At 47.5% G+C, this 14,539-nt stretch carries 8 protein-coding genes, 1 tRNA gene and 1 pseudogene; 5 read left to right on the top strand and 5 right to left on the bottom strand.

What is annotated here, in order from left to right; genetic code table 11:
* Positions 1-196 precede the first annotated feature (196 nt).
* Entirely contained in the window at positions 197-1,111 is a 915-nt protein-coding gene (locus LC431_RS01865; RefSeq protein WP_223509194.1) for a restriction endonuclease, read from the bottom strand.
* Between the two features lie 544 nt (positions 1,112-1,655).
* On the opposite strand from LC431_RS01865, the gene LC431_RS01870 reads away from it, so the two are divergent.
* The 3 genes from LC431_RS01870 to LC431_RS01880 are packed head-to-tail and all read left to right on the top strand — an operon-like array spanning position 1,656 to position 8,696.
* Positions 1,656-4,247, top strand: coding sequence for a type I restriction-modification system subunit M (locus LC431_RS01870; protein ID WP_223509196.1), 2,592 nt, complete (start codon positions 1,656-1,658; stop codon positions 4,245-4,247).
* A gap of 1 nt (position 4,248) precedes the next feature.
* Positions 4,249-5,451 carry a restriction endonuclease subunit S gene (locus LC431_RS01875; protein ID WP_223509197.1) on the top strand — a complete coding sequence of 401 codons (1,203 nt, stop codon included), beginning with the start codon at positions 4,249-4,251 and terminating at the stop codon, positions 5,449-5,451.
* Between the two features lie 14 nt (positions 5,452-5,465).
* A complete protein-coding gene (locus tag LC431_RS01880) occupies positions 5,466-8,696 on the top strand; it encodes an HsdR family type I site-specific deoxyribonuclease (RefSeq protein WP_223509199.1) in 3,231 nt (1,076 codons plus the stop codon).
* 75 nt (positions 8,697-8,771) lie between these two features.
* Here the strand turns inward: LC431_RS01880 and LC431_RS01885 are convergent.
* Positions 8,772-8,852, bottom strand: a pseudogene (locus LC431_RS01885) (DUF4102 domain-containing protein); the annotation flags it as partial.
* A 188-nt stretch (positions 8,853-9,040) separates the two neighbouring features.
* Positions 9,041-9,125 (bottom strand) — tRNA-Leu (locus LC431_RS01890).
* Between the two features lie 219 nt (positions 9,126-9,344).
* Between LC431_RS01890 and ampH the strand changes: the two genes are divergently transcribed.
* Positions 9,345-10,484 (top strand): D-alanyl-D-alanine-carboxypeptidase/endopeptidase AmpH, encoded by a 1,140-nt coding sequence (gene ampH, locus LC431_RS01895; protein WP_037033544.1) that lies wholly within the window; start codon positions 9,345-9,347, stop codon positions 10,482-10,484.
* A gap of 93 nt (positions 10,485-10,577) precedes the next feature.
* Here ampH and lptG read toward each other — a convergent pair whose 3' ends face one another.
* Both lptG and lptF read right to left on the bottom strand, forming a co-directional pair.
* Entirely contained in the window at positions 10,578-11,648 is a 1,071-nt protein-coding gene (lptG, locus tag LC431_RS01900) for an LPS export ABC transporter permease LptG (RefSeq protein WP_013577144.1), read from the bottom strand.
* Complete coding sequence (lptF, locus tag LC431_RS01905) at positions 11,648-12,742, bottom strand: LPS export ABC transporter permease LptF (RefSeq protein ID WP_013577145.1); 1,095 nt, start codon at positions 12,740-12,742, stop codon at positions 11,648-11,650. The genes lptG and lptF overlap by 1 nt, the downstream gene beginning before the upstream one ends.
* 278 nt (positions 12,743-13,020) lie before the next feature.
* Between lptF and pepA the strand changes: the two genes are divergently transcribed.
* Positions 13,021-14,532, top strand: a complete 1,512-nt coding sequence (gene pepA, locus LC431_RS01910; RefSeq protein ID WP_013577146.1) for a leucyl aminopeptidase — start codon at positions 13,021-13,023, stop codon at positions 14,530-14,532.
* Positions 14,533-14,539 lie beyond the last annotated feature (7 nt).

Here is a 14,539-nt window from a genome sequence, read left to right on the forward strand (position 1 = left end):
ACAGACTAAGTTAGGAAGGGACGTCCATCACATCACGCGTTCCCGCCAAAGACTCCTGAGGATGAAAGTTCAACCTAGAGATATTAATCCCGAACTCACCATTAGTAAAATACCCAAATAGCACGAAGATCTGCCCTCAAAGAGAAATCTCTCCGGGTAAATAACTGGAGCCACAGCTCCTGTTTAAATTAAATAATTATTCAAAGTAATCCATATCCAACTTGGGAACTTTAACCAAACGGGAAGAAACGCCGACTTCGTTTTCAATCATCAGATGAACCAGGCGCTCGCCATCAACAAGAACCATGCCCTCTACTGAATGGGCAAAATCTCGCGCCTGTGAAGTAAAACCGGAAGTTGTGATAAACACGCCACGTTTGGCCTTTTGTCCCGCCAGCGCACCATAAAACGCCTGGAGTTCCGGGCGGCCAACAGTGTTCTGCCAGCGTTTAGCCTGTACGTAAACCTTTTCGAGTCCCAGTTTATCAAGCGAAATAATCCCGTCGATTCCACCATCACCGGTGCCACCCACGCGTTGTAGGTCATCCCGATGTCCGCCATACCCCAGACGATGAAGAACATCCAGGACAATAACCTCAAAACGTGCCGGGGAGACTTGCAACAGATTTTCCAACAACTCACCAGCAACCGTGTCCCGTAGCTCTATTAACGCCTGATCAAGACGATCATCTGGGCTGCTTTTTGCCAGCGCTTCCTTGTTCAGTACCACTGGTTTTGGATCAAGATCAACAGCATCTGGCTGCTGTTTAAGCTTCACGTTCATGAAATCAAACGCTAGATGGTTCACTTCCTCGTCTGTGAGTGGCAGAGTATGGGCATGTACCCAATTAACCCCTTCTTGCGTCAAGCACCACTTTCCTCTGGATAAACTTTGCGATAAACTGGCTCGCTTCAGGCGGTCATGTGCCCAACCAGCCCGATTTTTATAAACTAACTGACCGCTGGCAATCACTTCTGCCCGCTGATTATCATCAAGATTAAGTGCATCAGCAGCGGCTTCGTGCGCATCACGAGCATGTACACCATTAGGTTTATCAGCCAAATAGCGTAGCAATGGCTCAATAAATTTATCGTAGGTCGGAACGGTCATAGAAACATCCCTGATAATGGTTTTCTTAGATTAGTTGTTAAACCAATAAGCTATAGATTAGTTGGTTTTAGCAACCAAGTGTACTTCCAACTCGTGATGAACATGAACACAACTGTTACCAATTAAACTGAATAAGGTAAAATTTCATCTCCACATCATAAATCGGAAAAATTACCCCAGCCATCCCGTTTAATCGCTTCTTGCTCTACTCTCAGTCCGGCATAACGAGCCCCTTGAGTCGGTAGAAGCTTCACTATGGTTATGCTCGGCCATCGAATCCCAATAATTGATGTACGCAAGCCGCTTCACTCCCTAATTAAAAAATCAATCAACAGCCCACCGCGATGGATAAATACTCGCGCCATTGAAAGCAACATCGAGGCAGTCTCATATGAAGATGGTTGTCCTGGTGGGAATCGAAACTCAGACTACTCACTGATACAGACTCGTAAGGCCTTGCCGCTGGCAAGAGGCTCTTATCAAACGTACAATCAAAACCCTAAAATAGCCCTTTCCAAAAAAATTGCTTTTAACGGGACTCATAGTGAATAAACAGCAGCTTGCGGCAAAAATCTGGGAATCTGCCAACCAGATGCGTTCTAAAATTGAAGCCAACGAATACAAAGATTACATACTTGGCTTTATCTTCTACAAGTACCTAAGCGACCAGCTAATGCAGTTTGTCACCAGACAGGGGATGACGCCCGAAGACATCAAAGCCCTCAATGAAGAAGACGGCGATACCGTTAAATATGTGCAAGACAACCTGGGCTACTTTATAGCCTACGATAATCTGTTTTCTACATGGATTGATCCGACTTCCGAATTTGATGAATCTAACGTGCGTGATGCGCTCTCAGCCTTTAGCCGTTTGATTTCGCCAACTTATAAAAAACTGTTTGAAGGCATTTTTACCACCTTAGAAACAGGTTTAAGCAAACTGGGGGAAAGTGCTGGCAAACGCACCAAAGCCATCAGCGACTTACTGCACCTGATCAAAAGCATCCCTATGAATGGTAATCAAGGGTATGACGTCCTGGGCTACATTTACGAATACCTGCTTGAGAAATTTGCCGCCAATGCGGGTAAAAAAGCCGGTGAGTTTTACACGCCTCATGAAGTCTCGGTACTTATGTCGAACATCATCGCCCACGAGTTAAAACACAAAGATACCATCAAAATTTACGACCCTACCTCCGGCTCTGGTTCGTTGCTGATCAATATCGGTGAGGCGTTCGAGAAATACGCTAAAAACAAAGACAGCATCACCTATTACGCCCAAGAGTTAAAAGCCAATACCTACAACCTAACCCGTATGAACCTCATCATGCGCGGTATCAAAGCCAGTAACATTAAAACCCGTAATGGCGACACCCTGGAAGAAGATTGGCCGTATTTTGATGATAACGATCCTCAAGGCTCATACTACGCCTTACATGTCGATGCAGTGGTATCCAACCCGCCTTACTCACAAAACTGGGACCCTAGCTTTAAAGACAGCGATCCACGCTATTCACGTTTTGGCTTAGCCCCTAAAACCAAAGCCGATTTTGCTTTTTTACTGCACGACCTCTACCACATAAAGCCGGATGGCATTATGGCAATTGTTCTGCCCCATGGTGTCCTGTTCCGTGGCGGTGAAGAAGGTCAAATTCGCAAGCAACTCATTGAGCAGAATCACATTGATACTGTTATCGGTTTACCGGCCAATATCTTTTTTGGCACCGGCATTCCAACGGTGATTTTAGTCCTCAAACAAAAACGCCAAAACACCGATGTATTAGTGGTCGATGCCTCCAAACACTTTATGAAAGAAGGCAAAAACAACAAACTTCAAGCCAGTGATATCAAGCGCATTACTGATGCGGTGATTAACCGCGAAAGTATCGACAAGTTTTCGCAACTGGTGAGCAAACAAACCCTGCGCGACAACGGCTACAACCTCAATATACCGCGCTATGTGGATTCCTCTGCGGCGGCGCAACGCTGGGATTTACACGCCACCATGCTCGGCGGGATCCCCAACAGCGAAATTGCCGAGTTAGACAATTTTTGGCAAGCGTTCCCGCAATTGCACGGTACTCTGTTTACACCAAAATCTTCCGCTTACAGTGAGTTGGCCATTGCCAAACAGGACGTCAACGCCAGCATTAGTGGGCACCCGCAAGTGCTGGATTTTATCAGCGCCTACAACCAGGCCTTTAATGGCTTTGATGACCACTTAAACACTCAGTTAATACAGAACTGGCAAAGCGTAAAGCGTAACCAACAAGAGGCGGTATTAAGTGCCGAGCTATTTACTCGCTTAGCCCCTATTGCCTTAATCGACAAATACATGGCTTACCAATTTCTAAACAACCAATGGCAAATCATCAGTGCCGATTTAGAAATGATACACACCGAAGGCTTTGCCGCCGCCAAACAAATTGACCCCAATATGGTCATTAAGAAGAAAGACGGCAAAGACACCGAAGTACATGACGGCTGGAAAGGCCACATACTGCCGTTTGATTTAGTGCAACAAACTTATTTAAATGATGACTTACAAGCCCTGGCAGCTAAAGAAACCCGCCTGGCAGAAATCGCCAGCACGCTGGAAGAAATTTTAGAATCTCTAACCGAAGAAGAAAAAGAACAAGATACGGTCAAAGAAAGCAAAGACGGCTTTGCCAATACCGAATTAGGCAAAGCCGCCAAAGCGTTCCTGAAAGAGCAAAAAGATGCCAAAACTAAATTTGCCGAAGACAGCTATGAAGCCAAAATTATTCGCGCAAGCAAATTAATTGATGAAGAAAAAACCCTGAAAAAAACGATCAAAGATGCGGCCGCAGTCCTGCACTCAGAAACCAAAACAGCTATCGAAAAATTAACCGATGAACAGGTGAACAACCTGCTGCACCTTAAATGGATTGCGCCATTTAGCACCGAGATCGCAGCCATGCCAAACGCCGTGATTAGCCAACTGACTAACCAAGTGCAAGCCCTTGCTGATAAATACGCCGTCACCTATTCGCAAGTGGCGAATGAGATAAAAAACACCGAGCAAGCACTGGCGCAGATGATGAGTGAACTTACAGGTAATGAATTTGATTTACAGGGCTTGGCAGAGCTCACCAGCTTATTGAAGGGTGAATAAGATGAGTGTGGATAATATGGTACCGGAGATTCGGTTTAAGGGGTTTAGTGGGGAGTGGGAAAACCTAACTTTGGGTGATCTTGGTTCTGTCGCGATGAATAAAAGAATTTTTAAGCATCAAACGACCATAGCTGGTGACGTTCCATTCTTTAAAATAGGTACTTTTGGAAAGCAACCTGATGCTTTTATTAGTAAATCTCTATTTGATGAATATAAAGCAAAATACCCATATCCAGTTGTGGGAGACCTTCTACTGTCAGCGTCTGGAAGTATTGGTCGCGTTGTTGAATACAAAGGGGAAGAGCAATACTTTCAGGACTCAAATATTGTTTGGCTAAAACATGATGGAAATATAGACAATGCTTTCTTAAAGGTTTTTTATTCTATGGTTAAATGGAGCGGGCTAGAAGGCAGCACCATCAAACGACTGTACAACAGAAACATCTTAGACACCGAAATTAGTACACCTAAAAGACAAGAACAAATAGCCATCGGCTACTACTTCCAAAAACTCGACACGCTGATCAACCAACACCAGCAAAAGCATGACAAGCTCAGCAACATTAAAAAAGCCATGTTGGAGAAAATGTTCCCCAAACAAGGCGAAACCCTCCCGGAAATCCGCTTTAAAGGGTTTAGTGGGGAGTGGGTGGAACGCAGTTGGAGCGACACGGTTGATATTTCAACAAACATGGTAGATCCGAGAAACTGCCAGTATAGTGAGTTATTTCATGTCGGCCCAGGAAATATAGAATCTTTCACAGGAAGATTTTACAATAATGTATTGAAAGTAAAAGATAGCAATTTAATAAGCGGAAAATTCCATTTTAATAATGGTGATATAATTTATGGAAAAATTAACCCTCAACTAGCAAAGTATGTTATCGCACCTTTTGAAGGGCTTGCTAGTGCAGACGCATATGTATTGAATACCAAAAATGGAGTAGTTCAAAATTATTTATTTGCAATTCTTCATACCGAAGACTTTTACAAATACTCGGTTTCAGTTTCGTCGCGCACGGGCATGCCAAAGATAAATAGGGATGAACTGAATATTTATAGTTATATGGCACCTTCTGAGTCAGAACAAACCCAAATCGGCAACTACTTCCAAAAGCTCGACGCATTGCTCAACCAACACCAACAACAAATCACTAAACTCAATAACATTAAGCAGGCCTGCTTAAGCAAAATGTTTGTCTAACAGGGAGCGCCATCATGATTACCTTTAAAACCGAAGCGCAATTTGAGCAGGCCTTTATTGAAGTACTGACCCATAAGGGCTGGGAAACTGAGATACTCAAAAACAAAACCGAAGCGGATTTACTGCAAAACTGGGCAAACATTTTGTTTGAAAACAATCGCCAGCGGGATCGTTTAAATGATGTCCCGCTTACCGCGACTGAAATGCAGCAAATTATTGAGCAAATCAAAGAACTAAAAACCCCGCTCAAACTAAACGGTTTAATTAACGGCAAAACCGTGGCCATTAAGCGCGATAACCCAGCCGATACCTTGCATATGGGCAAAGAAGTCAGCTTAAAAATATACGACCGCCAGGAAATTGCCGCTGGCCAAAGCCGTTACCAAATAGTGCAGCAGCCTAAATTTGAACGCGGTAGCCCTTTACGTAACGACAGACGCGGTGATGTGCTGCTACTGATTAACGGTATGCCGGTGATCCATGTAGAGCTGAAGCGCAGCGGCATTCCGGTTAGCCAGGCAGTGAACCAAATTGAAAAATACAGCAAAGAGGGTGTATTTAGCGGCCTGTTTTCGCTCATCCAGGTGTTTGTGGCCATGGAGCCAAACGAGGCCAAATACTTTGCCAACCCTGGGCTCGACGGCAAGTTTAACCCCGACTATCAGTTTAACTGGGCCGATTTTAATAACGAACCCATGAACCATTGGAAAGACATCGCCTCTACCTTGCTTTCCATCCCTATGGCGCACCAGTTGATTGGCTTTTATACCGTCGCCGACGATACCGACGGCGTGCTTAAGGTAATGCGCAGTTATCAGTATTACGCCGCCAATGCGATATCTGACAAAGTGGCCAAAACCAACTGGCAGCAACTGGGTAACGCGGCCAATAATCCCGATCGACTCGGGGGATATGTGTGGCATACCACGGGTTCGGGTAAAACTATGACCAGCTTTAAATCGGCGCAGTTGATTGCACAATCCAAAGATGCCGATAAAGTGATTTTTTTAATGGACAGGATTGAGCTGGGTACCCAGTCGCTGACTGAATATCGCAATTTTGCCAGCGATGGCGAAGACGTTCAAGCCACCGAAAATACTCATGTACTGATTACCACATTAAAAAGCACCGCCCCCGCCGATACGTTAATTGTTAGCTCCATTCAAAAAATGAGTAATATTTTTGAAGAAGTTGATGATGAGGGGTCAGCAACAAATTCTGCAGACATAGAAAAAATCCGAGCTAAGCGCTTGGTATTTATAATTGATGAAGCACACCGTTCGACGATGAGTGGTGGTAAAGAAAATAAACTAGGCATGTTAGTAAGCATTAAAAAAACATTCCCTAAGGCACTATTTTTTGGGTTTACTGGCACGCCAATTCATGATGAAAATAAAATCAATAGCAATACTACCGCTGACGTTTTTGGTAACGAGTTGCATCGCTATAGCATAGCGGATGGTATACGTGATGGTAACGTTTTGGGCTTTGATCCTTATAAAGTGCCTACCTTTAAAGATAGTGATTTAAGGAAAGAAGTTGCATTAGAACAAGCCAAAGCTGGGTCGGTTGCTGATGCAATGGGGGATCCAGCTAAAAAGGAAAAGTTTAATCACTACATAAACGATGTACCTATGGCTGGCTATAAAGATGCCACAGGAAAATATCACAAAGGTATTGAAGACTATGTACCTAAAAGCCAATATTCAACTGTCACCCATCAGGAAAACGTCGTCAGTGACATCCTAGATAAATGGGATGTTCTCAGCCAAGGCAATAAGTTTCACGCCATTTTAGCCACAAATAGTATCGCTGAAGCAATTGACTATTACCGGCGTTTAAAAGCGGCTAAACCTGAGCTGAAAATCACAGCCTTATTTGATCCTAATATTGATAACGACGGCAGTGGTGACCGTGGCCCCACTTTTAAAGGGGATGGCTTAGACGAAATTATGGCCGACTACAACGAGCGTTACGGTCAGGATTATGATTTTGCGCACCATGCAGGTTTTAAAAAAGATGTAGCCAAGCGGCTTGCCCATAAAAAGCCTTACGAGCGTATTCATACCGAGCCTTCGAAGCAATTAGATTTACTGATTGTAGTGGATCAAATGCTAACTGGTTTTGACTCGAAATGGCTTAATACCTTGTATTTAGATAAGGTAATTAAATATCAGAATATTATTCAAGCTTTCTCTCGCACCAATCGCTTATTTGGCCCCGACAAACCCCACGGCATCATTCGTTATTATCGCTATCCACATACCATGGAGCAGCACATTAATGCTGCGGTAAAACTTTATTCTGGTGATAAGCCTATCGGCTTGTTTGTTGATAAGTTAGAAAGCAATCTAAAAGCCATGAATGAATTAGTGGCCGACATTACCGAGCTATTTGTTAGCGCCGGTATTGAGAATTTTGAAAAACTGCCAGACGATATAGAAACCTGTGCCCAATTTGCCAAGTTGTTTAACACCTTTAGTCAGCATCAGGAAGCGGCTAAAGTACAAGGTTTGCACTGGGAACAATCGGTCTATTCTTTTACTGAAAATGATGTAGAACATGAGATAACGCTCACTATAGACGAACAAACTTACCTGAGCCTTGCCCTCCGCTATAAAGAGTTGGTAGGCAAAGGTGATCACGACGGTGCTGGTGGCGGCGATGTGCCTTTTGATATCAGTGGTTATTTAACTGAAATAGATACCGGCAAAATCGATGCCGACTATATGAACAGCCGCTTTGATAAATTTTTAAAAGAGTTGAACAAACATCAAGACCCAGAGAGTATTGAATCCACATTAAATGAGCTGCACAAGTCGTTTGCAACGCTCACCCAAATTGAGCAAAAGTACGCCAAACTCTTCTTGCACGACTTGCAGCGCGGCGATGCGCAACTACTTGAAGGCTATACTTTTAGAGACTACATCAACACCTATAAAGATAACGCTGAAAATGCGCAATTAAACGCAGTTGTTAATGCTCTTGGTTTAGATAAAGGGCTACTCATAGCATTAATGGCTGATAGGGTTAATGATAAGAATCTCAACGACTTTGGTCGTTTCGACGCATTAAAAGTAACGGTAGATAAAGCAAAAGCCAAAATCTATTTTGAAAAAAAAGATGGCGTAACCATATCCCTGTTTAAGCTGAACATTCGTATTGATCAGTTTTTAAAACAGTTTATTTTTTCACAGACGGAAGATTTTTTAAGTGACAGAGATGCTGCTGGTGAAGTGATGTAATGGACGTCCCTCAGCGTAAGTCTTGCCACACTTATGCTGAGTGTTCTTTATTAGAGGTACTGCATCATGACCTCGATAAAAGTCATTGCCTTCCGTCAGCTTGTATTGCTTATCCGTTGGCTTAGCTGTTCTGACTTTGATATCTGTTAGAGCCATGCTTATCCCCTCCCTGTTGGTACAAGCATTATCGAACCGGAAATACCATCATCTGTACCAACATCTGTTGGTAGATGTACGTTGAAGTCGGTTGACCTTGAGAGAGTTAATATAGCGAGAGAGGTGGGTAACTGCTGGATTTTAGGTATAAAAAAAGCCACCCGCAGGTGACTTAATTTACATACTAATGGTGCCGAAGGCCGGACTCGAACCGGCACACCTTGCGGCGGTTGATTTTGAATCAACTGCGTCTACCGATTTCGCCACTTCGGCACTGAAAGTAGTATGCGGAAAACGTGGGCATTATACCCAGCCCAGCCGGTCACGCAATAGTTATCCCGTGTTGTTCGGTTTAAGTGTTGAAAAAACAGTCATACACCGCAGCTCAGTGAGGATTTGCTGACAAAAATCTTCTGTTTACCCACGTTTTTCCAATGCCGTTTCTCAAACTTCGCATTAGTATACAAATCACGAATAGATCTTGCCCTGTTGATGGATACCAGCTTGTTGAAAAAACTCTCACTTTCGCTCCTCGCGCTGGCCTTCGCCAGTACGCCTTTATGGAGCCACGCGCAGCAGAATGCGCGTCTGGCGTCGCAGGTCGTGGATGACCATGCAGAACACATCTTTTACGGCAGCGGCGCGATGGGAATGGCGCTGGTTGTCGTTGATAACAATCAGCAGGTTTTCCGCAGCTTCGGGGAAACCCGTCCCGGTTCCGATTTGCGACCACGTGAAGACTCTGTGGTGCGTATCGCCTCGCTGACCAAACTTATTACCAGTGAAGTGCTGGTAAAAATGGCGCAGCAGGGCAAAGTCAGTATTAACGATCCGTTGCGTAAATACGCCCCGGCCGGTGCCCGTGTTCCTGCTTACAGCGGCACAAATCCGATCACCCTGCTGAATCTCGCCACCCACACCAGCGGTTTGCCGCGCGAGCAGCCGGGCGGTGTCGCACATCGTGCCGTCTTCACCTGGCCGACTAAAAGTGATCGCTGGAGCTGGCTGAGTGTCGCCAAACTGACTGTGCCGCCGGGTGCACGCGCCTCTTACTCAAATCTGGCGTTTGACCTGCTGTCCGATGCATTATCGAAAGCCGCTAATCAGCCTTATACCCAGTTGCTGCGCGAGCAAATCACTCAGCCGCTCGGCATGGTCGATACCACGCTGACGCCAAACGCCAGCCAGTGTTCACGCCTGATGGAAGGTCTGCGTCCGAGCCCGTGTATCAACACTATTGCGGCAGCAGGCAGCGGAGGCCTTTACTCCACGCCTGCCGATATGGGCCGCTGGATGCGTCAGTTCCTCGGGCAACGCACTACAACCGCCGATATGGCGCAGAAGATGTATTACAAGCGTACGGATCTGGTCTCGCTCAAAGGAATGGATGTACCGGGAATGGCGGACTCGCTGGGAATGGGCTGGGTAACGATGGCGCCGACGCCGTTGCTGCCACGTATCATTCAGAAAACCGGCGGCGGTGGTGGCTTTATCACGTATGTCGCGATGGTGCCGCAGCGCGGTGTAGGCGTGTTCGTGGTTGTGACCCGCAGCGAACTGACCAAGTTTAAAAATATGAGCGATGGCGTGAACAATCTGGTGGCCGATCTGGTGCGTAATAACGAGATCTGACGGCTCAGTTCTCAATATTCAGAATTCAGAATTCAGATGTAAAAAGCAGGCCTCTGAAAAGAGCCTGCTTTTTGTTTATCTGTACTGCCGGATTTAGCGTTTTTTCAGCAGTAAGAACATGCTGATGACGAAGAAAAGCCCGCTCGGCAGCAATGCGCCCAGAATCGGCGGAATGCTGTAAACCAGGCTTAACGGGCCGAATATCTGGTCAAGCACGTAGAACAGAAAACCGAAGCAAATACCGGTCACCACGCGCACCCCCATCGGTACGCTGCGTAAAGGCCCGAAGATGAACGACAGCGCCATCAGCATCATCACCGCAACCGACAGTGGCGAGAAGATTTTACTCCACATATTCAGCTGGTAACGTTTTGCTTCCTGCCCGCTCTGCTTCAGGTATTTCACATAGTTGTGCAGGCCGCTGATCGACAATGCATCTGGGTCGAGCGCAACCACACCGAGTTTGTCCGGCGTCAGGTTGGTTTTCCATACGCCGGTCAGCGTCTGCGAACCGGTGATTTGCAGTTGATCCGTCAGATCAGATTCATCCACCTGAGAGAGTTTCCACTCACCATTATCAAAGGTCGCGGATGACGCGTAACGGACTGACTGCAGTTTATTCTCTTCATTGAAATGATAGATGTTGACGCCGGTCAGCTCTTTTTCACCCGCCACGCGTTCGATGTAGATAAAATCGTGACCGTCTTTTGCCCACACTCCGTTTTGCGTGGAAAGCAGTGAGCCACCGTACATCTGTTGCGCACGGTAGTTACGCGCCATTTGTTCGCCCTGCGGCGCAACCCATTCACCAATCGCCATGGTCAGCAACACCAGCGGAATCGCCGTTTTCATCACGGAGGCGGCAATCTGCATGCGGGTGAAACCGGATGCCTGCATCACTACCAGCTCGCTGCGTGTTGCCAGCGTGCCGAGGCCCAGCAATGCGCCCAGCAGCGCTGCCATCGGGAAGAAGATTTCGATATCCTTCGGTACGCTCAGCAGGGTGTATAAACCGGCGCCAGCGGCGGAATATCCGCCCTGCCCGACTTTACGCAACTGATCGACAAACTTGATGATGCCGGAGAGTGACACCAGCATGAACAACGTCATCATGATGGTGTTGAAAATAGTGCGACCAATGTAACGGTCTAATACGCCAAACATCAGGCAGCTCCTCTCAGACGCGCGCGGATCTTGCGAACCGGCAAGGTGTCCCATGCATTAAGCACCAATGCCAGTGCAAAGTAGAGCAGGTTGGTTCCCCACATCCAGAGCATCGGATCCAGCTTACCTTTGGCACCGTTGGAGCGCAGCGAGGTTTGCAGCAGGAAGAAAATCAGATACAGCAGGATCGCCGGCAGCATACTGAGTACACGCCCCTGACGAGGATTCACCACGCTGAGCGGAACCACCAGCAACGCCATAATAAAGACTGAAACGATCAGCGTTAAACGCCAGTTCAGCTCTGCCCGCGCTTCCGGTTCGTTGGAATTCCAGAGTTGCGTCATGGTCATCTGATCCGACTGATTAGGGTCAAGCTGTACAGCCTGATGCCCGATAACCGCCAGATAATCGGTGAAATCCGTCACGCGAAAATCACGCAACAGCGCAGTGCCTTCATAACGGGTGCCTTTATCCAGCATCACCTGCTGGGAGCCGTCCGCACGCTGCAACATATGTCCTTTATCAGCGACCACAACGGAAGGCCGCTGGTTGCCGTTCGGCCGCAGTTGAGCCAGGAAGACGTTATGGAATTCCTTCCCTTTAACACTGCCAACGAACAGCACCGCATTGCCGTTCTGGGCTTGCTGGAACTGGCCTTCGACCATCGCGGCCATGCTCGGGTTGGCTTTCGCCTCCGCCAGCACTTCATCCTGATGTTTCGACGACCACGGGCTGAGCCAGATCGCATTCACGCCGGCAAAAACTGACGTAAATAGCGCCAGAACCAGCGCGGCGATGACCAGTGACCGTTTTCCAAGACCACAGGCGTGCATGACCGTGATTTCACTGTCGGTATAAAGTTTACCGAGCGTCATCAGCAGGCCGAGAAACAGACTGAGCGGCAGAATAAGCTGCGCCATCTCCGGAACGCCAAGGCCCAGAAGTGAGAGAACTAAATTTGTTGGGATATCGCCATCGACCGCTGCTCCGAGCACTCTGACCAGCTTCTGACAGAAGAAGATGAGAAGCAAAATGAACAGAATGGCAAATTGGCTCTTGAAGGTTTCCCTAACCAGATATCTAATGATGATCACGCTTAATACGCCTGTGAAAACTTGTCTTTTTGAAGGAAAATCGCTAGTTTCATCGCTAATCCGTCATTTATTCTCATCATATGGCAACCTTCGCAGCTAAAATAGTATTACAACACCGAGAATTGGGGTGTCCTATAGGAACTTGCTTATAGCCGCCAAAATAAAAACTAACGCCGTTTAAGGTTAACACAGGTCGTTAACACAATGACGGGAGAGTGTCTCCGGCGACTCATTCTAGCCGTACCTCCCGCCCTTGTCTTTAAGATTCAGGAGAGTGCATGGAGTTCAGCGTAAAAAGCGGTAGCCCGGAAAAACAACGCAGTGCCTGTATTGTAGTCGGCGTTTTCGAACCTCGCCGCCTGTCACCGATTGCCGAACAACTCGATAAAATCAGTGATGGCTACATCAGCGCCCTGCTTCGCCGTGGCGAACTTGAAGGCAAAGTGGGCCAGACCCTCTTACTGCATCATGTACCGAATATTCTTTCAGAACGCATTTTGCTGATTGGGTGCGGCAAAGAACGCGAGCTGGATGAGCGCCAGTACAAGCAGGTTATCCAGAAAACCATTAACACCCTGAACGACACCGGTTCTATGGAAGCCGTTTGCTTCCTCACCGAGCTGCACGTAAAAGGCCGTAATACTTACTGGAAAGTGCGTCAGGCGGTCGAAACCTCCAAAGAGTCGCTTTACACTTTCGATCAGTTGAAAAGCAACAAAACCGAGCCGCGCCGTCCGCTGCGTAAAATGGTGTTCAACGTGCCGACCCGCCGTGAACTGACCAGCGGTGAGCGCGCCATTCAACACGGTCTGGCGGTGTCAGCCGGTATTAAAGCCGCGAAAGATCTCGGCAATATGCCCCCGAACATCTGTAACGCCGCATATCTGGCGTCACAGGCCCGTCAGCTGGCAGATGCGTTCAGCACCAACATCACGACCCGCGTTATCGGCGAGCAGCAGATGAAAGAGCTGGGAATGAATGCGTATCTGGCGGTGGGTCAGGGTTCGAAAAACGAATCACTGATGTCGGTGATGGAATATAAAGGAAATCCTAACCCGGACGCTAAGCCTATCGTGCTCGTGGGTAAAGGTCTGACCTTCGATTCCGGCGGTATTTCCATTAAGCCCGCTGCGGATATGGATGAAATGAAGTACGACATGTGTGGCGCCGCAGCCGTTTACGGTGCGATGCGTGTGGTGGCTGAACTCAATCTGCCACTGAACGTCATTGGCGTGCTGGCAGGCTGTGAAAACATGCCTGGCGGCCAGGCATTCCGTCCGGGCGACATTCTGACCACCATGTCCGGCCAGACTGTCGAAGTGCTGAATACGGACGCCGAAGGCCGCCTGGTGCTGTGCGATGCACTGACCTACGTTGAACGTTTCGATCCTGAGCTGGTGATTGACGTCGCTACGCTGACCGGTGCCTGCGTGATTGCGCTTGGCCATCACATCACCGGTTTGCTGTCGAATCACAATCCTCTGGCGCATGAACTGATCGGCGCGTCCGAACAGGCGGGTGACCGTGCATGGCGTTTGCCGCTGGCTGATGAATATCAGGAACAGCTGGATTCTAATTTTGCGGATATGGCAAACATCGGTGGCCGTCCGGGTGGTGCGATCACCGCCGGTTGCTTCCTGTCGCGTTTCACCCGCAAATACAGTTGGGCACATCTGGATATCGCCGGTACCGCATGGCGTTCAGGCAAGAACAAAGGCGCAACCGGTCGTCCGGTTGCGCTGTTGTCACAGTTCCTGCTCAACCGTGCAGGGCTGGATGGCGATGAGTGATTCCTCT

The sequence above is a fragment of the Rahnella sp. GSA61A genome (assembly GCF_019969905.1).
GTDB classification, from domain to species: Bacteria; Pseudomonadota; Gammaproteobacteria; order Enterobacterales; family Enterobacteriaceae; genus Rahnella; species Rahnella aceris.

Excerpts from the sequence above, each read along its gene's own strand:
- ampH (WP_037033544.1), top strand. The coding sequence starts at position 9,345 with ATGGATACCAGCTTGTTGAAAAAACTCTCACTTTCGCTCCTCGCGCTG.
- LC431_RS01865 (WP_223509194.1), bottom strand. The coding sequence starts at position 1,111 with ATGACCGTTCCGACCTACGATAAATTTATTGAGCCATTGCTACGCTAT.
- pepA (WP_013577146.1), top strand. The coding sequence starts at position 13,021 with ATGGAGTTCAGCGTAAAAAGCGGTAGCCCGGAAAAACAACGCAGTGCC.
- LC431_RS01880 (WP_223509199.1), top strand. The coding sequence starts at position 5,466 with ATGATTACCTTTAAAACCGAAGCGCAATTTGAGCAGGCCTTTATTGAA.
- LC431_RS01875 (WP_223509197.1), top strand. The coding sequence starts at position 4,249 with ATGAGTGTGGATAATATGGTACCGGAGATTCGGTTTAAGGGGTTTAGT.
- lptG (WP_013577144.1), bottom strand. The coding sequence starts at position 11,648 with ATGTTTGGCGTATTAGACCGTTACATTGGTCGCACTATTTTCAACACC.